A 19,164-nucleotide genomic window follows, 5' to 3' on the forward strand; every position below is an offset into this window, starting at 1 on the left:
CAGAAATCCGGCTCATGAAGAGGCGCGTGGCATATGGCTGATGTACAGTCTTCTCTGACAACGTTGACGATTCCGAAGGTGGCGCCTCGCGGCCGCGACATCGGATTTGCCGTCGGCATCGTCATCATCCTGTCGGTGCTCTTCCTGCCGATACCGGCCTTCATGATCGACCTGGGGCTGGCCTTCTCGATTTCCTTCTCGGTCCTGATCCTGATGGTCTCGCTGTGGATTCAGCGGCCGCTCGATTTCTCGTCGTTCCCGACCATTCTCCTGATCGCCACGATGCTCAGATTGTCGCTCAACATCGCGACCACGCGCGTCATCCTTTCGCACGGCAATGAAGGCCATGACGCTGCCGGTCATGTGATCGCTGGCTTTGCCAGCCTCGTCATGTCGGGCGATTTCGTCATCGGTCTGATCGTCTTCCTGATCCTGATCGTGGTGAACTTCATCGTCATCACCAAGGGTGCGACGCGTATCGCCGAAGTCGGCGCGCGTTTCACCTTGGACGCCATTCCCGGCAAGCAGATGTCGATCGATGCCGACCTCTCGGCCGGCATGATCGACGAGCATGAGGCACGCCGCCGCCGCAAGGAACTGGAAGACGAAAGCTCGTTCTTCGGTGCCATGGACGGTGCGTCCAAGTTCGTCCGCGGTGACGCGGTCGCCGGCCTCCTGATCACCGCGATTAATATCTTCGGCGGCATCATCATCGGCTATTTCCGCCATGGCATGGAACTCACCGAAGCGGCCGACGTCTTCGTTCGCCTGTCGGTCGGCGACGGTCTGGTCTCGCAGATCCCGGCCCTGATCATCTCGCTGGCGGCAGGCTTGCTCGTGTCGCGCGGCGGCCAGACGGGCACGACCGACAAGGCGGTCATGGACCAGCTCGCGGGCTATCCACGCGCGCTCGGTGTCGCCTCGGCGATGGTCGGCATTCTGGCAATCGTTCCGGGCCTGCCGTTCCTGCCGTTCGCCGTGCTCGGCGGCTCAATGGGCCTTGCCGCTTTCATGATCCCGCGCCAGAGGGCACAGGAAGAGGCTGCCAATGAACTGGCGGCCGAGGATCAGCGCAAGGCTGCGGAGGTCAAGGCTGACGACAAGGACTCGGTCAAGCAGGCGCTCAGGACGCCGGAGATCGAACTGCTGCTCGGCAAGCAGGTCTCCACGAGGCTTCTCGGCGCCCACCAGGAACTGGCCTTCCGCGTCGGCAAGATGCGCAAGAAATTCGCCACGCAATACGGCTTTGTCGTGCCGGAAATCAAGGTTTCGGACGACATCTCGATCTCCGACAAGGCGTACCATATCCGCATCCACGGCACGACGGTCGCCTCGAACATGCTGCGTGTCGGCGAAGTGCTTGTCATCACCGGTGGCGGACGCAAGCCTTCCGCGCCGGGCGATGAGGTGAGGGAGCCAGCGTTCGGCATGCCGGCCGTGTCGGTCATCGAAACCTTCACGGAAGAACTCAAGCGCGAAGGCTTCCACCCGATCGACAACGTCTCGGTGGTGCTCACGCATCTCTCGGAAGTCATCCGCAACAACCTGCCGCAGCTTCTTTCCTACAAGGACGTGAAAATCCTGATCGATCGGCTGGATCCGGAATACAAGAAGCTCGCCGACGAAATCTGCACCACGCATATGTCCTATTCCGGCCTGCAGGCGGTGCTCAAGCTGCTGCTCGCCGAGCGGGTCTCGATCCGCAACCTGCATCTCATCCTCGAAGCCGTCGCCGAACTCGCGCCGCATGTCCGCAAGACCGAGCAGATCGTCGAGCATGTGCGCGTGCGCATGGCCCAGCAGATCTGCGGCGATCTCTCCGACAACGGCCTGCTCCGCGTGCTGCGCCTCGGCAACAAGTGGGACATGGTTTTCCACCAGGCCATCAAGCGCGACACGAAGGGCGAAATCATCGAATTCGATATCGACCCGCGCCATCTCGAGGAATTCTCCGAACAGGCAACCAAGGTCGTCCGCGAATATCTCGATCGCGGCCTGCCTTTCGTGCTCGTCACCTCGCCGGAAACGCGCTCCTATGTGCGCATGATCGTCGAGCGGCTCTTCGCAACCCTGCCCGTGCTGTCGCATGTCGAACTTGCCAAGGGCATCGAGATCAAGATCCTCGGCACCATTTCATGATCGACGATCCGCAGAGCATAGTTCTGGCGCTGTTTGCGGCATTCTGCCGGATCGGCGGCTGCATACTGGTTCTGCCCGGCTTCTCCACGGCCCGCGTGCCGGTGATGTTCCGCATCCTGCTCGCGGTCACCGTGACGATGGCGCTGATGCCCGTGATGTGGGACTCGATCTTCCCCAGGATACAGGGAACGACGCCGGATTATCTTCTGCTCTGCATCTTCGAGACCCTGACCGGGGTCGTGCTCGGCATGCTGACGCGGTTTTATGCGCTCGGCCTGCAGTTCCTCGGCACCGTCATTACCATGATGATCGGTCTCAACACGCCGCCCGCGGGCGATATTCTGGAAGACAGCGCCGAAGGTCAGTTGACCAACGTCATCACCTTCGCCGGCCTGATGGTGCTCTTCATGCTGGATTTCCACCATCAGGTTTTCATGGCACTCGCCGAGACCTACAGGACGCTTCCCCCCGGCGCGATATTCGACCCGCAAAAGGCGCTCGTCTCCATGGTCGATACGCTCTCTGCCACCTTCACGGTCATGTTGCGGCTCGCCAGCCCCTTCATCCTGTTCAACGTGCTCTTCAACATGGCGATCGGCTTCATCAACAAGCTGGCGCCGATCGTGCCCGTCTACTTCATATCCACGCCTTACATGGTCATGGGCGGCACGATCCTGTTCTATCTCGGCGTGTCGGCCATGCTTTCCCTCTATGCCGACGCGTTCGGCCCGATTTTCAGGTGACGAATGGCGCAGACGCGGTCGGAAAAATTAAAACGTCTCGTGAAGGTCCAGCGCCATCTCGAGCATATGGCGGAGTATGAACTGGCCGCCACCGCCCGGGCCCGCGCCGAAATAGATGAGAGCATGTCCGCCGCGGTCAATGCCATCGGCTCGCTCGACACGGTCCACCAGCTCTTCGCCAGCATCTATTCCGGGCAGATCAGCCGGCTGACCGCCAAGGACCAGCATCTGAGCACCATGCAGCAGATCCAGGAGCAGAAAATCCTGCGCGAGCGCGCCAAGGCCGATCGTCTCGCCGAGCAGGCGAAAGACGCGCGCGAGGTCGAGGACCGGGAGGCCGAAGAGAAGACGATCTACGAATTGCTCGACCAGCAATTCGCCCTTTCCGCCCGTCGCGGACCCCTCTGACCGCCCCGCAAGCCACGGTCAAGGTAGAAAAGTGAAGATGCCGGCTACAGCATTTATGCTTCCCATGCGGCGGTTTTTACATGGCAATTTCACCTCCCACCGATATCGTCCTCGACGTGCTGAACAATGCCGACCCGGCCGTGCTGGAAGTCGCGCAGGCCAAGCTCAAGGCGGGTCAGGCGACGGCGGAAGCGACGCGGCTCGCCAGCACCGACGAATCCTTTGCGGCGATCATGCGCAGCGATCCGGTGGCCGATGCCCACAAGCTCAAGCATCGCCTCGATGGCGTCGAGAAGAAGCAGGTGCCGGAAACCTATCGCAAGTTCGAGGCCATGGTGCTCCAGAACTTCATCAAGACCATGCTGCCGGAGAGCGAGGAAGTCTACGGCAAGGGTGCGACCGGTGAAATCTGGAAGGGCATGATGGCCGAGCAGGTCGCCAACGAGATCGCCAAGGGAGGCGGTGTCGGCATCGCCGAGAAGCTGATGGAAAACGGCTCGATGAAGCCCAAGGACAAGGCGGAAAAGGCGGAGATAAACCGCGCGGACCGCCTGCAGATGGAGACGCAGCTGATCAACCAGCATCAGCTCCAGGCGCTCGACAAGCTTTTACCGGGCGATGACGCCCGGAAGACCGGCTAGAGCCCAGGCTCTGATACCGGCGAATTGGTTTAATTCTATTTTCCTGGCGGGGACGACACTATGACGATGGCGGCAGTTGAAGAGCCTTTCAAGGACATCCGGTTGAGGACGGTACTCGGCCGGCTCGAACTGATCATCGACAACGAGAACGAGCGGATCGGCACCGACATGAAGTTCGACATCAAGGCGTCGAACGTCCACAAGAGCCGCTGCCTCTATGAACTGACCGTGCTTTGCCGCGACACCATACCCGGCGAATATCCGAAAGGCTTCGCCGACCACATGAAGGTCATGAAGAAGAAGCTGCAGGTCAATGCCCGCAGGCTCGAAGCCCACATGAACGCGATGCGGACGGTGGCCGACATCCTGCGAAGCGCGGTGCAGGAAAACGAAGGCGACGGCACCTACACCCAGGAACAGTTCCGTTACGGCGAGATCTAGGCCCAAATGCTCAAGCTGATCATATCAGGCGTCTGGGTCGCGGTCGTCACGCTCGGATCGGTCTATTTCTCGATCCAGGTGTCGAAGGCGCCCGATCCGGCTGAGGAAGAGGCCAGGAAGAAGGCCATGCAGGAACTCGTCAAGGGCGAGGTCGTGACCTTTCCGGTGATCGCACAGGGCAGGGTGGAAGGCTATTTCCTGACGCGGACGTCTTTCATCACCGACAAGACCAAGCTTGGTGAGATCACGCTTCCGATTCCCGAACTTCTGACCGACGAAATGTATACCGAGCTTGTCGGCGACAAGGTGATCCGGGTCAGCGACAACCGCAATTTCGATCTCAAGTCATTCAAGGCCCGTGTCAAGGAAGCGCTCAACAAGAAGCTGGGCTCGGAAGTGGTGCTCGACGTGATCGTCGAGCAGATCGACTACCTGACCAAGGAAGAAATCCTGTCCAGCATGTCGAAGCCGGGATCGACGATCAAGAGCGGCGAGCGCATCGTCTCCGAGAAGGCGCCCGACGACATCACACCGGCCAAGAGCGACGGCGGCAACGCGCACTGAGCGCGCCGATAATCGTTAACGAATTCTTGCTAATCGGCTGGCCGCGAGGCTGGCCGATCCTCGTTTGTCGCGTTTTTCGACAGAATTTCTTAACGGAATTCCAGTTCCGGAACATAATTCCTGTCCCGAAATGACGGTTCGCGCTTGCTGCGCCGCATTTCGGCCAAGGATTCTTCGCCCGAAGAACAGGTTCTCTCTCCCTCGCAAACCTTGGAAACCCTTGAAAACATTCACAATTTCGGTCGATGGTTAACGAACCGTAAGTTATTGAAAATGCTTTTGAATGGTTCCTTTAAGCGGCATTTCAAGCGTCGCTGGTATCTCCTTATCCATGACGCCGGTTACGCATGAGGGTCGATTCCGCCAATCGCGGCACGAAGCTTGCTGAGCCTCAGGCATCTGCTGGGTAAACCCAGGCACAAGGCGGGAGACGGGAATGAATATCATTTCGAACATGGCTGTGCTCAGTTCGCAGCGGCTGATCTTCGGATTGCCGGTCTGTGATCTGGACTGGTCGGAGGCGTTCACGTTCGTGAGCACGCTTGCCGACGTGCCGGTCGGCCAGACGACGATATCGTTCCTCAACGCCCACAACGCCAACCTGATGGCCCATGACCGCGAATACCGCGATGCGCTCTCGCGTCACCTCGTGCTGCCCGATGGCATCGGCGTCGACCTCGCTTCCTTCGCCATGCATGGAAAGATGTTCCCAGCCAATCTCAACGGCACCGATTTCGTGCCCGCGCTGATGACCTATATCACCACGCCCAAGCGCGTCGGCCTCGTCGGCGCCCGCCCTGACGTGCTGGAGCGTGCGCGTGAGAATTTTGCCAAGCATGCACCCTGGCACGAATTCGTCGCCATCCAGGACGGTTTCTTCAAGGACGAGGATTCGTGGTCCGTCTCCGACGAGATCGCGCGGCACAAGGTCGATATCCTGCTGGTCGCCATGGGCACGCCGAAGCAGGAAAAGTGGATCGACCGCTATATCCGCCCTGAACACGCCCGCCTGGTGATCAGCGTCGGGGCTCTTTTCGACTTCATGGCCGGCGAGTTCACGCGCGCGCCCGAGTCTGCGCGTTCGCTACGGGTGGAGTGGCTGCATCGGTTGCGCCAGGAGCCCAAGCGCCTGTGGAAGCGCTATTTCATCGGCGGCCCGATCTTCGCGATGCGGACGGTCGTCTTCTCCGCGATCGAGCGCATGCAGGCATTCTGGGTAGCGTATCGGGAACGGCGCGAACTGCCCGAGAATTGATGCAAGCACAGCCACGTTGCCTCATCTTGAACGTGACATGCTGATACGCGATGCGCGGCGGCATATGCAGCTGAATATGTTCGGTTGCCCTCAGTTGGGCGCATGTTGTCCTCCCGATTCGGGCGTGATACCGGTGCGCGCGCCAACAAATTGAAGTGATCAATGAAAAATCTTCTACTCGTTTCCCTAGAGGACATGAATGACTGGGCCGAGCATCTCGGGGGGCATCCTCAGGCCTACACGCCCAACCTGACAAGGCTTGCAAATCGCGGTGTTGCGTTTACGCAAGCCTACGCTGCGGCGCCAGCCTGTTCACCCGCCCGCACCGCCGCGCTCTACTCGCGGTGGCCATGGGAGACGGGCGTCTATTCGAACGACCATTTGTGGTCCAATTTCTTCAGGTATGGAGAACGTGCCTCGATCATCGGCCATCTTAAGGACAGGGGGATGTCGACGATCGGTACCGGCAAGATATTCCACGTCACCCACAAGGGCTTGGTGTCGCCGTCGGATGCGCTCGATTCAGCGGACTGGGACGACTATCACTTTACTGACCCGGTGATTTTTCCCAAATTATCGAAGGCGGCCAAGGCAGGAAACGGAGCGCTCGATTACGGCATCGACGCGACAGGCCTGCCGTCGCGCGACGATATCAACGTCGACTGGATTATTGACAAGATCAAGCCAGGTGCCGAGGGCATGGTCTGGGGCTGCGGCACATATAAGCCCCACCTGCCATTCATTGTGCGCAAGGAGTATTTTGACCTTTTTCCGGACGAAGTGGCGGATCCTCCTGGGCTCATGCAGGAACATTTTGATCCCGCGAACGAAGAGGTCCATAGGGGGCTTCCAAATGCCGGACGCAAGCTTGCCTATCGCACCAGCAAGATCGGCAAAATCATCCATAGATACGGCGAGTATAAGCTGTTCGTTAAGGCGTACCTGGCCGCTATTGCTTACGCCGATGCCAAGCTCGGCTTGATCCTCGACTGGATCGAGCAGTGCAATCTGTGGGACCAGACGCTGATCGTGCTATGGTCGGATCACGGATGGCAGCTGGGGGAAAAGCTCGCCTTTAAGAAGTTCACCCTTTGGGAGAGAGCATTGCGCGTACCGCTGATCTTCGCGGGCGCCGGCCTGGAGTCGAGAAGGATTGGGGCACCGGTTTCATCAGTTGACATCGCGCCGACCATTCTATCTTTGCTGGGCCTCGCCCCGAGTGAAAGCTTCTCTGGCCAGAATCTCGCCGAGACTATCAAGACAGGCTCAGCTCCGGAGAGATGGTACGCACCCTCGTCTTGGACGATGAAAGACGAAGAAGCGCAGAAACTCAGCATTTCCATTCGCTCTGAGCACTATCGATATATCAAGTACTGGAACTCTGGACGTGAGTTCTACGACCATCGGACTGATCCTTGGGAAGCGACGAACCTGCTCTCGGACGGGGATGCCGATCACAGCCTGGACGGGGAATTGAAAGCACATCACCGTGCGCAACAGGTGATCCGGAAGCAGGCAGCGGCTCCTCAGCCCGTGGGTAGGGCCAAGCGGACATCTGATGAAGACGACTGACATCCACTAAGATAACGAGCTGCTTTGACGCCATATGATGAGCCGAGATTCGGACGAAGTGGCCTTGCCGCCGAGAATCTTTTTCTTGCGGGCGGCACAACATAGCGAGTCGTTACGCCAGCCGTGCCCCGCTTGAATTTGTGCGGCTTTAGTTTTATCTGAACCGCCAACTGAGCGGTTGTCCCGGCTTCGACCGGGCTCCAACGAGATTGAGAGGATCTTGGGCGTGGTCGCAGCGATCGAACAGAAGGTAAGGGAATTGCTCTCCGAAGTGAGAGAAGGCCAGGACTACACCAAGTTATCCGTCGATATCGATTTCGAGGAAGCAGGGCTCGATTCACTGGATACAGCGTCGCTGTTGCTGGCTATTCAGGAAACCTACGATGTCGACATCTCCGATGACGACGCGAATGAGCTCACAACCATCCGTAAAGTCGTCGATTACATGGCGGCGCGGACCTGAGATCCGCGATACCTAAGGTAGGAATTTCTGATGCTGCATGCGCAAGGCGAAGTACCGGGGGACGACGCTACGCCGATAGCGCAACGTGGCCGGTTGAAGATGCTATTCGAGGATTGGGAGCACATCCACCCGCTCTTGCAAGAACCGGTCATCGACTACGACGCCGTCGATGCTTGCATGCAGCGCGTTTTCGAAGGTCGCCCGCAGGTTCTTTCGCAAAGCAGGCAGGCCGTGGAGGCTTTGAAAAAGGGCCTCGCGGGTGAACCCTTCGATACGACCGGAACGAAGGCGCTAACCGGCAAGGCAATTCTGTCCTTTATTGTCTGTTCCGGGCACGTGAATGTGGGTCGCGCCTATGTTCGAGTTGCCCAAAAGCTCTGGGACAAGGCCAAATTTCGCGAGCAGGGAGTGGGACTTTTCCCCCCAAATTGGCATGGCGGCCCGTTGAGCATCAAGGACCGGCGCTGGCTGGACTACCAGGTTTTTGATCGCGGATCGAAAACCACCCTTCTTCTGTTCGGTGGCGTCGGCGGACACTTCGGCCTTGAGCTGAATTCGCTGCTCATGTGGCTGGAGGCGCTTGATTGCAATATCATCATCATGCGTGACTCCCATCGCGCATTGTTTTTCTCTGGCATCAAGTCGATCGGCAATTTCGATGAGACACTTGAACACCTGAGGCGGGACGTTGAGCGTCTTGGCGGCACCCGTCTGGTGTGCATGGGAAGCTCCGGCGGCGGGTATAACGCGCTCCAGTTCGGCCACCTGTTGGAAGCAGACCAGGTGATGAGCTTTGCCGGGCCGACGTCGTTTGAATACGGAATAGATAACGCCGACGATCGGCCGTTGTATGCGATGCTTATGCAGCGGATCGAACGCGGCGAACTGGTCGAACCGAACCTGCTCGAAGACTATCGCAACAATGGCATCTCGGTCCACCTGTACCACGGCGCCGACATGCCACGCGACGCGATGGAGGCGTCTCGCTTCAAGGACATTCCGACCGCCCGGGTTCATCCGATCCCCGGCTGGGACAAGCATCACGTCTATGGCGAATTGGCCCGCCGCGGCGAGTTGGCCGATGTCCTTGGTTCCATCGTCGCTGGTTGAAAAGGCTGGGTGAAGACAATCTGCCGATTGGGTAGCTTGTCGCGAATACGGTCTCCCTGGGCGTGACGTTCGGGCGTCATCGCCTCGCCGAAATCCTCGGCGTGGAAATTAACCCTTTGTTAGCCATCGCATGAGTATGTTTTGACGGTGGCAGGGTTCGTCCTTGCGCTTCATTCATGTGTATGGGCTGCGTATCCGGCCAAGGTTTCAGCAACCAGCCGGTCATTGCCATGAACAGCCGTCCGCTCCTCGACTACCTGTTAGATGCTGTCCAGGCGGAGCCCGACAGCGCGATTCCCGACGATCGGCTCGTCGACACCATGGAGGCACGTCTGAGGGAAATGGCAGCAAAGCTTCGCGAGCAGCGGCCCGCAATGCGGGAACAGCAGCCGGCAATGCCGGAACAGCCCGACCTCACCCTGTCGGCGCAGATCGAAGCGATCCTGAAGCGCAAGGGGCAGATGGAGCGCGCGCAACAATTCGCCGCGATCGACCGCCCGTCCGAAGAGCCCGCCCGCGCCTCGCGTGCCGTCATCGACCCGCCGCCGATGCAGGCCGCGACAGCCGATGATGCGCGCGCACGCGAAGCTGACTTCCTCAAGTTCAGCGAGGCGGTCTACCTGATCGGCCAGGCCGCCAAGCGCTTCATCGACCATCCGCAGTCAGCCCCAGTCGCACAACATCGCGAACCGGCGCCGGCCGTGCCGTCCGTGGGCGAGATCGACGCGCTCTCCGCGGTGCTACGCGAAACCGTCTCGGCCTTCCGCTCGGTGGCGGATGACCTCGCCGTTTCCGCAGGCGAGATCCGCATTCATGCCACGCGCGAACCGGCGCGTCGGGAAACCTCCCGCCCCTCGCGCCGGTCCTACCGCGACGACGACGAAATCCACGAACTGCGTGAAACGGTTGCGGACCTCCAGGACCGTTTGGACGATCTTCTGCCGCCAAGACGCCGCTCGCGCTATTGAATTTACCTGTCATTCCCAATAGTGAAAGAGCGCCGCTCGGCGACGCGATATGACGGTTGCACCCTGCATCCGGACGCTAGGATCGCCGTGACTTAAATCGATTGGGTGAGGAGATCCACTTGGCAACCATCATCAACGGCAAGGACGTCGCTGCGTCCGTGATCGACCAGATCAAGTCCTCGACGCTAGCGCTTGAGGCATCCGATGGCATCAAGCCGGGCCTTGCCGTGGTCCTCGTCGGCGCCGATCCGGCGAGCCAGGCCTATGTCGGCTCCAAGTCGAAGATGGCCAAGGAATGCGGCTTCAAGTCCGCCCAATATTCGCTGCCGGAAAATACCACGCAGGAAGCGTTGATGACGCTCGTTGCCGGGCTCAATGCCGACCCGTCGATCCACGGCATCCTCGTCCAATTGCCGCTGCCGAAGCATCTCAATTCCGAAGCCGTCATCCAGTTGATCCTGCCGGAAAAGGATGTCGATGGCCTCCACGTCGTCAATGCCGGCAAGCTTGCCACCGGTGACAGCGAAACCGGCCTCATCTCCTGCACGCCGGCCGGTTCGCTGATCCTGGTCCGCACCATCAGGGGCGATGACCTTTCCGGCCTGAACGCCGTCGTCATCGGCCGCTCCAACCTGTTCGGCAAGCCGATGGGCCAGTTGCTTCTGTCGAAGAATGCGACGGTCACCATGGCCCATTCCCGCTCCAAGGACCTGCCCGGCATCTGCTCGAAGGCCGACATCCTCGTCGCCGCCGTCGGCCGCCCGGAAATGGTCAAGGCCGACTGGGTGAAGCCCGGCGCGACCGTGATCGACGTCGGCATCAACCGCGTGCCGGCGCCGGAAAAGGGCGAAGGCAAGACCAAGCTCGTCGGCGATTGCGATTACGCCGCCTGCGAGCCCGTCGCCGGCGCGATCACCCCAGTCCCCGGCGGCGTAGGCCCGATGACGATTGCGATGCTGATGGCCAATACGGTGATTGCGGCATACCGCAAGGCGGGCAAGAAGGCGCCGAGCTTCTGATTCTATTCGTTACGTTTGATTGGCGTCACGAGCTTAAGCCTGTAGCTTTCGGCTACATCGTCCAGTACCAATTTGAACCAATCGTCCGGAAGCGCTCCGATAACGCAGCTATCGCGAGCGTCCGGCCGGTTTGAAAGCCGGTCCGCAGGCTGCAAATCTGGACCAGGCCACACAAAGATATTGATCTGGTCTGGGTAAATCCAGGACGGTAGAGCATCCAGGCCGAGCCATCGCTTCAATTTGGGCGGCACCGGCAGGGCTCGCTGCCCTGGCCGAGGCGGTGAGTGCGAAATGCCTAGCGAATAAGTAATGGTGGCCGAGCCAAGGCCTTCACGGGCCAGTATGATTGCGGCCGGATAGGTCTTCTCACCATGGTCTTGGACACCTGCCTTCGAAGACCATAGATATTCATAAGCGACGAGATGGCCGACCGGTGGCTCGGCGGGAATTTTCATCTCAGGTTACCGGCGGGGGGATTGACCTGAAGGTTCGACATCCGGAATGTCATCGAGCGTATAGGGCTTTTCGGTTTCGACCTTCGATGCCGCGATCAAGTTGATTTCTTCCTGCGATAAAGCCTCGATCGGTACCGATTTTCGGTAGTTTGCCCGCATCTCTTCGAACGTCTTGGCCGACACCAGATAAGCGGTGGTTCGTCCATAACGGGTGATTTCGACAGGGCCATCATAGGCACGGTCGTGCCATTCCCCGAAATTCTTCTGCAATTCGGACGCTGGCACTGAGACCATTGAAACACCTCGCAAGTTTTGCGTAACATACGTAAAACTGCGCGAAAAATCAAGCGAGGTTATTTACCTTGCAATTATGGAATTCGATTCGGATTTGCAAGGTTATTTTCTTCGCTCGGCCCATTCCGGCCTGAGGATCGACATCAGCGCGAGGTCGATCCTCGTGCCATCCGGCAACGCATAGGCCTGCCGCATGACGCCTTCCCTTCGAAAGCCGCAGCTCTCATAGACGTGGGCCGCGCGGTCGTTGGTGATGATGTGGTCGAGCCAGAACCGGTGTGTCTGCGTGTTCTCGAAGACCCAGTCGATGACCTCAAGCAGCAGCCTCTTCCCGAAACCTTCGCCCGGTGAAGAGACCGCGATGCGCTTGAGCGTGAGGTTGCCCATAATCTCGGTGATGCCGCGCAGGATGCCGAAGCCACCGATCGTGCCGTCGTCCTTCAAACCCGCGAGATAGACATAATCGGGATCGACGATCGCACGCGCGTGGAATTCCGCCGACGACCGGCCGACCAGTTGGTCATAGCCGGGGCTGCGCTCGATCGCCATGATCGTCGCAATATCGTCGGCCGTCGCGAGCCGCAACATTTACGCCAGCACACCCGCGCCGTGATCGGCCGGACCCGCCATCTGGCGGAAGATCGAGAACAGTTCGCGACCCATGCCATAATCGTTGTCGCTGAGGTCGATGGTGATCGGCGTCCGCGCCTCGTAATCGTCCTTGGCAAGCACGTCGAGCGTGCCGTTGACGGCATCGAGGCGGATGATGTCGCCTTCGCGGATCTTGGCGATCGGGCCGCCATCCTTGGCCTCGGGCGTCACGTGGATCGCCGCCGGCACCTTACCCGATGCGCCGGACATGCGGCCATCGGTGAGCAATGCCACCCGCTGGCCGCGATCCTGCAGGATACCGAGCACCGTGGTCAGCTTGTGCAGCTCCGGCATGCCGTTGGCCTTGGGGCCCTGGAAGCGGACCACTGCGATAAAATCGCCCGTCAGTTCGCCGGCCTTGAAGGCGTCGTTGAGCGCCTGCTGGGTGTGGAACACCTTGGCCGGCGCCTCGATGACGTGGCGTTCCGCTTTGACCGCCGAGATCTTGATCACGCCGGTGCCGAGGTTGCCCTTCAGCATCTTCAGCCCGCCGGTCTTCTGGAACGGCGCCTCGATCGTGGCGACCACCTTCGGGTCGGCGCTGGTCTCGGGAACCGGCATGCGGATCACGCCGCCATTCTCGCCGAGCCTGGCCTCGACCGTATAGGCCTCGAGCCCATGGCCGAACACGGTGCGCACGTCATCGTGCAGCAGGCCGTCCTTCAACAGTTCGCGGATGAGGAAGCCGATGCCACCGGCGGAATTGAAATGGTTCACGTCGGCCAGACCATTGGGATAGACGCGAGCGAGCAGCGGCACGACGTCCGACAGATCGGAAATATCCTGCCAGGTCAGGTGAATGCCGGCCGCGCGCGCGATCGCCACCAGATGCAGTGTGTGGTTCGTCGAGCCGCCCGTCGTGTGCAAGCCAATGACGCCGTTGACGATCGAACGTTCGTCGATCATCTCGCCGGCTGGGGTGAATTCGTTGCCCAGCGCGGTGATCGCCAGCGCGCGCTTGGTTGCTTCTCTGGTCAGCGCATCGCGCAGCGGCGTGCCGGGATTGATGAAGGAGGAGCCGGGCATATGGAAGCCCATGATCTCCATCAGCATCTGGTTCGAATTGGCGGTGCCGTAGAAGGTGCAGGTGCCGGGGCCGTGATAGGATTTGGACTCGGCTTCGAGCAGTTCCGCGCGCCCGGCCTTGCCTTCGGCGAAGAGCTGGCGGACACGCGACTTCTCGTCGTTCGGCAGGCCCGTGGTCATCGGTCCGGCGGGAATGAAGACCGCCGGCAAGTGACCGAACGTCAGGGCGGCGATCGCCAGGCCCGGCACGATCTTGTCGCAGACGCCGAGATAGACGGCTGCATCGAACATGTTGTGCGACAGGCCGATGCCTGCCGCCATGGCGATCACGTCGCGCGAAAAGAGCGAGAGTTCCATGCCAGGCTGGCCCTGGGTCACGCCATCGCACATCGCTGGCACGCCGCCCGCCACCTGTGCTACGCCGCCCGCCTCGCGCGCGGCCTCGCGGATGAGGGCGGGATAGGTCTCGTAGGGCTGGTGGGCCGAAAGCATGTCATTATAGGCGGTGATGATGCCGAGATTGGGCGCGCGGTCGGCCGCGAGCATTTCCTTCTCGGCGGGGGAACAGACCGCAAAGCCATGGGCGAGGTTGCCGCAGGAAAGCACGCCGCGATGCGCGCCACGGCTGGCGGCGGCCTTCAGGCGTCCGAGATAGGCTTCGCGTGCGGGTTTCGAACGCTCGACAATGCGGGCGGTAATGGCTGTAATCCGTGCATCGGCTGCCATGACAGTTCCTTTCGACAGTAAGCGGAGCGTTGGGAGCACTCCGCGGATCCGGGCTAGGGAGCCCAGTAAATCTCGGTATCGGCGCTCGCATTGGCGATCACCCGGGCGATCGGCAGCGGTCCTGCCGCGCCCTGCGCCAGCGCGGTATCGATCACCGGCTTCTTGGCTTCGCCCTCGATATGCAGCACGAGCAGGCGCGCATCTTGAAGCGCCGAGAACGTGAAAGTCAGGCGCGGCTCTCCTGCGCCTGGGGCCTCCATCGTAATTACGCCGCGTGGGCCTCGCATGCTGAGCGCGCGTTCGAGGTTGTTGCCGCCAGGAAAGAACGAGGCCGTATGGCCATCGCCACCCATGCCGAGGATCACCACGTCGAATGGCTGGGATATGCGCTTGACGTCACCCGATGTGAGGAAGGCCGCGTCTTCGGCATCGGCGACGGCATGATAGAGCGGCACGAACTTCGCGGACGCTGCCTTGTCCCGCAACAGCAGGGATGAAACCAGCGCGTGGTTGGACCGGTCGTTTTCCGGCGGCACGAAGCGCTCATCGACGAGCGTGATCACCACTCTCGACCAGGCGATATCCTTGACCGACAGTGCCTTGAAGAAGGCCTTGGGCGTCGAGCCGCCCGAGACGGCGATGGACGCTTCGCCGCGCGCAGCAACGCCCTCGGCGAGTTGCGTCGCCACCCGCATGGCAAGGGCTTCAGCGAGATCGGCGCCGTTGGCGAAGGTATTGAAGTGATGTGCCATCTGCCTGTCTCGCCCTTCGCTTTAGCTATTCGTGCCAGGTCCGGCCGTCACGCTCTATCAGCGCGATCGACTGGCTCGGCCCCCAGGTGCCCGACGTATAACCCTGGACCTGCTGGTTGGTTTCTTCCCAGCCCTTGAGGATCGGATCGATCCAGCGCCATGCGGCTTCGACCTCGTCGCGGCGCATGAAGAGCGTCGCGTTTTGGCGGATGACGTCGAGCAGCAGCCGCTCATATGCGTCGGGATTGCGGGCGTCGAAAGTCTGGGCGAACATCATGTCGAGCGACACTTCGCGCAGTCGCATGCCGCCGGGGCCCGGATCCTTGATCATCAGCGACTGCTTGACGCCTTCGTCCGGCTGCAGCCGCAGGATCAGCTGGTTCTCGTTGATGCGGCCGGCCGTGCTGTCGAAGATCGAATGCGGGATCGGCTTGAAGGTGATGACGATTTCCGAAACGCGCTTGGCGAGCCGCTTGCCCGTACGGATATAGAAGGGCACGCCTGACCAGCGCCAATTGGCGATCTCTGCCTTGATGCCGACATAGGTTTCCGTGTTGGAGACCCCGCCTTCGAGTTCGTCGAGATAGCCCTTCACGGCGCCCTGATCGGATGCGCCGGCGCGGTACTGGCCGCGCACCGTCATCTTCTCGACATTCGAGGCATTGATCGGCTTCAGCGACCGCAGCACCTTGAGCTTCTCGTCGCGCACGGCTTCCGCACCCATCGAGGAGGGGGCTTCCATCGCCACAAGGCAGAGCAGCTGGAGGATGTGGTTCTGCACCATGTCGCGCAGTGCGCCAGCCTTGTCGTAGTAACCGGCACGGCCTTCGAGGCCAACGGCTTCGGCGACGGTGATCTGCACATGGTCGATATGGGAGGAATTCCACAGCGGCTCGTAGAGCGCATTAGCGAAGCGCAGCGCCATCAGGTTCTGCACCGTCTCCTTGCCGAGATAGTGGTCGATGCGGAAAATCTGCTCTTCGCGGAAGGCCTTGCCGATCGTGTCGTTGAGATCGAGCGCCGAGGCGAGATCACGGCCGATCGGCTTTTCCACCACGATGCGGGTGTTCTTGGTGATCAGCTTGTGGTCGCGGATCTTCTGGCTGATCGGGCCGAAGATCTGCGGGCCGACGGCGAGGTAGAAGGCGCGCACGCGCTCCTTGCCGTCGTCGAGAATGTCATGCAGCTTGTCCCAGCCCTTGTCCGATGAGGCATCGACGGACACGTAGTAAAGCAGCGCACAGAATTTCTTGACTTCCTCGGCCGACGCTTCGCCGGGCTTGAGAAACGTGCCCAACGCCTCGGTGGCGAATTTGCGATACTGTTCGTCGGTCATTTCGGAGCGCGACGCGCCAATGATGCGAGTCGGCTGGGTGAACTGGCCGGCGACGAAACGATGATAAAGGGCCGGCAGGAGTTTCCGCTCGGCAAGATCGCCGGTGCCGCCGAAGACGACATAGTCAAATGGTTCGACTGGAATGAACTGACTGCTCATGACACTCTCTCTTTTGCCCCCGTGGGCGGTTTAATCTAATCGATTTAAAAAAACCAGTGGCCCGACGCAAAAATCTCCGTGCTTTTCATCGAGCCCACGGAGTGGATAACACTGGCATGTGTTATAGGCATGTATTTTCGGCGCTGCCAGTCATTCACAAAGGCCCGACGGAAGATTTTTTTGCAGTGCGGCGAATCCAAATGCCGCGTCACCTTCTCTTAGACCACGCCAGCCAATCACGGCTGACGGAAGCGTGGAGAACGGATATGTTTTATCGTAAGAATGTGGGCGAACGGGAGCAGGTTGCGCGACTTGTCGGCGGCGCGGTGATGCTCCTGTCTGGTTTGCTGCTGCTGCCGGGCCAGTTGACCGGTTACATGATCGCAGCGGCTGGGGTGATGACCATGGCAACGGGTCTCGTAGGCTTTTGCCCGGCCTGCGCGATGCTCGGCCGGAAGCTGAAGGTCAGCGGTCGTGAAAGCGGAGATTCCGGATGACCGCAGCCAAGGCACGCCCGCCGGCGGATCTCGTAGTGGCGGCACAGGCCGGGGACCAGAGGGCGATTTCCGAACTTCTGGTCATCTGCCAGCCCGATATTCGCCGCTATGCCCGCCAGACCTGCAAGAGCCAGGACATCGACGACGCGGTTCAGGACGCGATGATCGTCCTGTACCGGCAGGTGGGCACGCTACGCGTGGCCGCCGCGCTGCTGTCCTGGCTTTTCGCAGTCGTCAAGCGCGAATGCCTGCGGCAGGTCAGATTGGCGGCGCGCTTTGCGGGGTCGTCAACGGGCGCGGAAGCCGATCCCGACATCAGCCGTGCCGACCACGAACTCCGGCTCGATATCGATGCAGCCTTGATTTCGCTGCCGGAACATTATCGCCGGATCATTATTCTACGCGACATAGAGGAACTGACGATCGGCGAGATAGCGGCGCGGCTGTCAATCACCGAGCAAGCCGCCAAGGCGCGGTTGCACAGGGCGCGAATGCTGGTCCGCGAATATCTCGGGCCGGAGACGTAGTATCCGGGCTCAGATTTTATCCATCATGGCATACCAGCTGAGCGCCAGGAACAGCAGCGGCGCGCGCAGTGCGGTGCCGCCGGGGAAGGCGGGCACCTTGAGACCACGAAAGAGTTCGAGATCGGTCCTGTTGGCGCCGGTCACGAGGTCGGCATAGAGCTTGCCGCAATAGTTGGCGAGCATCACGCCGTGGCCGGAATAACCGCCGATCGAGGTCACGCCCGGCATGATCTCGCGCACGAAGGGCTGGCGGGGCAGGGTGATGCCGACATAGCCGCCCCAGCCATGGGTGAATTCGATATCTTTCAGCGCCGGATAGATCTCAGCCACTTGCCGGCGGATGTGATCGGTAATGTCGCGCGGCTTCTCCGACGTATAGGCCTCGCGCCCGCCGAACAGCAGGCGATTGTCCCTGGTCTTGCGGAAATAGCGCACGACGAAACGGCTGTCGGCGACGGATTCCTTGCCCGGCAGGATCGGCGGGAAATTGTCGAGCGGCGGCGTCGCGCCAATGAACGAACCGATCGGCATCACATGCGCCTCGGTCACCGGTTCCAGCCCGTCCGTATAGGCATCCGTGGCCACCAGCGCCTTGTCTGCGGTAATCGTCCCGCGCGGCGTCTCGATAACGACCTTGCCGCCCTGCTTGCTGATCTTGGTCGCCCGCGTCATTTCGTGGATCTTGGCGCCCGCGGCCTGCGCCACGCGCGCAAGACCCACCATCAGCTTCATCGGATGGATATGACCGGTATTCTTGTCGTAAACGCCGAAATGGAAACGCGCCGAACCAAGCCTGGTCGCGGTCTCTTCCTTCTCCATGAAGTGGAGATGCGGATAGTTGTAGCGCTCGGCGGCGATTTCGGGATTGGCGCGGAACGCCTTTTCGTAGCGGGCCTTGTGGCCAACGAGCATGTGGCCCTGCATGTATTCGATGTCGATCTCATGCTCGGTGGCGAAATCCAGCAGGTGATGCTTGGCGGTCTCGGCCATGTCGAACAGCGCCTTCGAAAGCGGCAGCCCGAACTCATCCTCATATTCCTCGGGCCACCAGCGCTGGCCGGTACCGAGTTGGCCGCCATTGCGGCCGGATGCGCCATCACCGAAGCGGTTTGCATCGATCAGCACCACATCCACGCCGGATTTCGCCAGATTGTAGGCCGCCTGCAGGCCGGTGAAACCACCACCGATGATAGCGACGCTGGCATTGACCGATCCATCGAGCGGCGGATATTCCGGTCGGTCGTCGATCGACGCTTCATACCAGGAAATACCGGGGGAGATCGGGCTCTGCCATGCCATCATGCGGACTCGGACGTTGTTTCAATGCCCGAAGTGTCTAGCCTGAAAGCCTTCGAAGAGACAAGCTGCGCCGGCAGAAATAGAACGGCCCGGGAGACCCGGGCCGCTGTAAGAGGACT

The 19,164-nt window shown here is 60.5% G+C and carries 21 protein-coding genes; 14 read left to right on the forward strand and 7 right to left on the reverse strand.

Annotated features, from left to right (window positions below; translation table 11 throughout):
* Positions 1–33: 33 nt before the first annotated feature.
* From flhA to IHQ71_RS04995, 12 genes are all read left to right on the forward strand, one after another.
* Complete coding sequence (gene flhA, locus IHQ71_RS04940; protein WP_258160847.1) at positions 34–2,139, forward strand: flagellar biosynthesis protein FlhA; 2,106 nt, start codon at positions 34–36, stop codon at positions 2,137–2,139.
* A complete protein-coding gene (locus IHQ71_RS04945; protein WP_258160848.1) occupies positions 2,136–2,882 on the forward strand; it encodes a flagellar biosynthetic protein FliR in 747 nt (248 codons plus the stop codon). The genes flhA and IHQ71_RS04945 overlap by 4 nt, the downstream gene beginning before the upstream one ends.
* A 3-nt stretch (positions 2,883–2,885) precedes the next feature.
* Positions 2,886–3,290: a hypothetical protein gene (locus IHQ71_RS04950; RefSeq protein WP_258160849.1), complete on the forward strand. Its 405-nt coding sequence runs from the start codon at positions 2,886–2,888 to the stop codon at positions 3,288–3,290.
* A gap of 80 nt (positions 3,291–3,370) precedes the next feature.
* Positions 3,371–3,931 (forward strand): rod-binding protein, encoded by a 561-nt coding sequence (locus IHQ71_RS04955; protein WP_258160850.1) that lies wholly within the window; start codon positions 3,371–3,373, stop codon positions 3,929–3,931.
* A 60-nt stretch (positions 3,932–3,991) separates the two neighbouring features.
* Entirely contained in the window at positions 3,992–4,372 is a 381-nt protein-coding gene (locus IHQ71_RS04960; RefSeq protein ID WP_258160851.1) for a hypothetical protein, read from the forward strand.
* Positions 4,373–4,378: 6 nt separating this feature from the next.
* Positions 4,379–4,936 carry a hypothetical protein gene (locus IHQ71_RS04965; RefSeq protein WP_258160852.1) on the forward strand — a complete coding sequence of 186 codons (558 nt, stop codon included), beginning with the start codon at positions 4,379–4,381 and terminating at the stop codon, positions 4,934–4,936.
* A gap of 436 nt (positions 4,937–5,372) precedes the next feature.
* A complete protein-coding gene (locus tag IHQ71_RS04970; RefSeq protein WP_258160853.1) occupies positions 5,373–6,191 on the forward strand; it encodes a WecB/TagA/CpsF family glycosyltransferase in 819 nt (272 codons plus the stop codon).
* A gap of 162 nt (positions 6,192–6,353) precedes the next feature.
* Positions 6,354–7,763 (forward strand): sulfatase-like hydrolase/transferase, encoded by a 1,410-nt coding sequence (locus IHQ71_RS04975; RefSeq protein ID WP_258160854.1) that lies wholly within the window; start codon positions 6,354–6,356, stop codon positions 7,761–7,763.
* Between the two features lie 226 nt (positions 7,764–7,989).
* Entirely contained in the window at positions 7,990–8,226 is a 237-nt protein-coding gene (locus tag IHQ71_RS04980) for an acyl carrier protein (protein WP_258162745.1), read from the forward strand.
* A 30-nt stretch (positions 8,227–8,256) separates the two neighbouring features.
* Entirely contained in the window at positions 8,257–9,336 is a 1,080-nt protein-coding gene (locus IHQ71_RS04985) for a hypothetical protein (protein WP_258160855.1), read from the forward strand.
* Positions 9,337–9,566: 230 nt separating this feature from the next.
* The gene (locus tag IHQ71_RS04990; protein ID WP_258160856.1) at positions 9,567–10,304 is read left to right on the forward strand and encodes a hypothetical protein; all 738 of its coding nucleotides are present in this window, start codon (positions 9,567–9,569) and stop codon (positions 10,302–10,304) included.
* 119 nt (positions 10,305–10,423) lie between these two features.
* Positions 10,424–11,323 carry a bifunctional methylenetetrahydrofolate dehydrogenase/methenyltetrahydrofolate cyclohydrolase gene (locus IHQ71_RS04995; RefSeq protein WP_258160857.1) on the forward strand — a complete coding sequence of 300 codons (900 nt, stop codon included), beginning with the start codon at positions 10,424–10,426 and terminating at the stop codon, positions 11,321–11,323.
* A gap of 2 nt (positions 11,324–11,325) precedes the next feature.
* Here the strand turns inward: IHQ71_RS04995 and IHQ71_RS05000 are convergent, their stop codons facing one another.
* The 6 genes from IHQ71_RS05000 to zwf all read right to left on the reverse strand — a co-directional run bounded on the left by IHQ71_RS05000 (position 11,326) and on the right by zwf (position 16,722).
* The gene (locus IHQ71_RS05000; protein WP_258160858.1) at positions 11,326–11,778 is read right to left on the reverse strand and encodes a growth inhibitor PemK; all 453 of its coding nucleotides are present in this window, start codon (positions 11,776–11,778) and stop codon (positions 11,326–11,328) included.
* A gap of 6 nt (positions 11,779–11,784) precedes the next feature.
* Complete coding sequence (locus IHQ71_RS05005; protein WP_258160859.1) at positions 11,785–12,072, reverse strand: type II toxin-antitoxin system prevent-host-death family antitoxin; 288 nt, start codon at positions 12,070–12,072, stop codon at positions 11,785–11,787.
* A 102-nt stretch (positions 12,073–12,174) separates the two neighbouring features.
* Positions 12,175–12,660, reverse strand: coding sequence for a GNAT family N-acetyltransferase (locus tag IHQ71_RS05010; RefSeq protein ID WP_258160860.1), 486 nt, complete (start codon positions 12,658–12,660; stop codon positions 12,175–12,177).
* Positions 12,661–14,475, reverse strand: coding sequence for a phosphogluconate dehydratase (edd, locus tag IHQ71_RS05015; protein ID WP_258160861.1), 1,815 nt, complete (start codon positions 14,473–14,475; stop codon positions 12,661–12,663).
* Between the two features lie 53 nt (positions 14,476–14,528).
* Positions 14,529–15,227 carry a 6-phosphogluconolactonase gene (gene pgl, locus IHQ71_RS05020; RefSeq protein ID WP_258160862.1) on the reverse strand — a complete coding sequence of 233 codons (699 nt, stop codon included), beginning with the start codon at positions 15,225–15,227 and terminating at the stop codon, positions 14,529–14,531.
* 25 nt (positions 15,228–15,252) lie between these two features.
* Entirely contained in the window at positions 15,253–16,722 is a 1,470-nt protein-coding gene (gene zwf / locus IHQ71_RS05025) for a glucose-6-phosphate dehydrogenase (protein WP_258160863.1), read from the reverse strand.
* A 266-nt stretch (positions 16,723–16,988) separates the two neighbouring features.
* Here zwf and IHQ71_RS05030 point away from each other — a divergent pair, with 266 nt between their 5' ends.
* Together IHQ71_RS05030 and IHQ71_RS05035 are read left to right on the forward strand one after the other, a co-directional pair.
* On the forward strand, positions 16,989–17,219 hold the full coding sequence (locus IHQ71_RS05030; protein WP_258160864.1) for a DUF2892 domain-containing protein: 231 nt from the start codon (positions 16,989–16,991) through the stop codon (positions 17,217–17,219).
* Positions 17,216–17,746 (forward strand): RNA polymerase sigma factor, encoded by a 531-nt coding sequence (locus tag IHQ71_RS05035; RefSeq protein ID WP_258160865.1) that lies wholly within the window; start codon positions 17,216–17,218, stop codon positions 17,744–17,746. The genes IHQ71_RS05030 and IHQ71_RS05035 overlap by 4 nt, the downstream gene beginning before the upstream one ends.
* Positions 17,747–17,755: 9 nt before the next feature.
* On the opposite strand, the gene IHQ71_RS05040 is transcribed toward IHQ71_RS05035, so the two are convergent.
* A complete protein-coding gene (locus IHQ71_RS05040; RefSeq protein WP_258162746.1) occupies positions 17,756–19,045 on the reverse strand; it encodes an FAD-binding oxidoreductase in 1,290 nt (429 codons plus the stop codon).
* Positions 19,046–19,164: the final 119 nt, after the last annotated feature.

The sequence above is a fragment of the Rhizobium sp. TH2 genome (genome assembly GCF_024707525.1).
Classification (GTDB): Bacteria; Pseudomonadota; Alphaproteobacteria; order Rhizobiales; family Rhizobiaceae; genus Rhizobium_E.

Excerpts from the sequence above, each read along its gene's own strand:
- flhA (WP_258160847.1), top strand. The coding sequence starts at position 34 with ATGGCTGATGTACAGTCTTCTCTGACAACGTTGACGATTCCGAAGGTG.
- IHQ71_RS04945 (WP_258160848.1), top strand. The coding sequence starts at position 2,136 with ATGATCGACGATCCGCAGAGCATAGTTCTGGCGCTGTTTGCGGCATTC.
- IHQ71_RS04950 (WP_258160849.1), top strand. The coding sequence starts at position 2,886 with ATGGCGCAGACGCGGTCGGAAAAATTAAAACGTCTCGTGAAGGTCCAG.
- IHQ71_RS04955 (WP_258160850.1), top strand. The coding sequence starts at position 3,371 with ATGGCAATTTCACCTCCCACCGATATCGTCCTCGACGTGCTGAACAAT.
- IHQ71_RS04960 (WP_258160851.1), top strand. The coding sequence starts at position 3,992 with ATGACGATGGCGGCAGTTGAAGAGCCTTTCAAGGACATCCGGTTGAGG.
- IHQ71_RS04965 (WP_258160852.1), top strand. The coding sequence starts at position 4,379 with ATGCTCAAGCTGATCATATCAGGCGTCTGGGTCGCGGTCGTCACGCTC.
- IHQ71_RS04970 (WP_258160853.1), top strand. The coding sequence starts at position 5,373 with ATGAATATCATTTCGAACATGGCTGTGCTCAGTTCGCAGCGGCTGATC.
- IHQ71_RS04975 (WP_258160854.1), top strand. The coding sequence starts at position 6,354 with ATGAAAAATCTTCTACTCGTTTCCCTAGAGGACATGAATGACTGGGCC.
- IHQ71_RS04985 (WP_258160855.1), top strand. The coding sequence starts at position 8,257 with ATGCTGCATGCGCAAGGCGAAGTACCGGGGGACGACGCTACGCCGATA.
- IHQ71_RS04990 (WP_258160856.1), top strand. The coding sequence starts at position 9,567 with ATGAACAGCCGTCCGCTCCTCGACTACCTGTTAGATGCTGTCCAGGCG.
- IHQ71_RS05000 (WP_258160858.1), bottom strand. The coding sequence starts at position 11,778 with ATGAAAATTCCCGCCGAGCCACCGGTCGGCCATCTCGTCGCTTATGAA.
- IHQ71_RS05005 (WP_258160859.1), bottom strand. The coding sequence starts at position 12,072 with ATGGTCTCAGTGCCAGCGTCCGAATTGCAGAAGAATTTCGGGGAATGG.
- IHQ71_RS05010 (WP_258160860.1), bottom strand. The coding sequence starts at position 12,660 with ATGTTGCGGCTCGCGACGGCCGACGATATTGCGACGATCATGGCGATC.
- edd (WP_258160861.1), bottom strand. The coding sequence starts at position 14,475 with ATGGCAGCCGATGCACGGATTACAGCCATTACCGCCCGCATTGTCGAG.
- pgl (WP_258160862.1), bottom strand. The coding sequence starts at position 15,227 with ATGGCACATCACTTCAATACCTTCGCCAACGGCGCCGATCTCGCTGAA.
- zwf (WP_258160863.1), bottom strand. The coding sequence starts at position 16,722 with ATGAGCAGTCAGTTCATTCCAGTCGAACCATTTGACTATGTCGTCTTC.
- IHQ71_RS05030 (WP_258160864.1), top strand. The coding sequence starts at position 16,989 with ATGTTTTATCGTAAGAATGTGGGCGAACGGGAGCAGGTTGCGCGACTT.
- IHQ71_RS05035 (WP_258160865.1), top strand. The coding sequence starts at position 17,216 with ATGACCGCAGCCAAGGCACGCCCGCCGGCGGATCTCGTAGTGGCGGCA.
- IHQ71_RS05040 (WP_258162746.1), bottom strand. The coding sequence starts at position 19,045 with ATGGCATGGCAGAGCCCGATCTCCCCCGGTATTTCCTGGTATGAAGCG.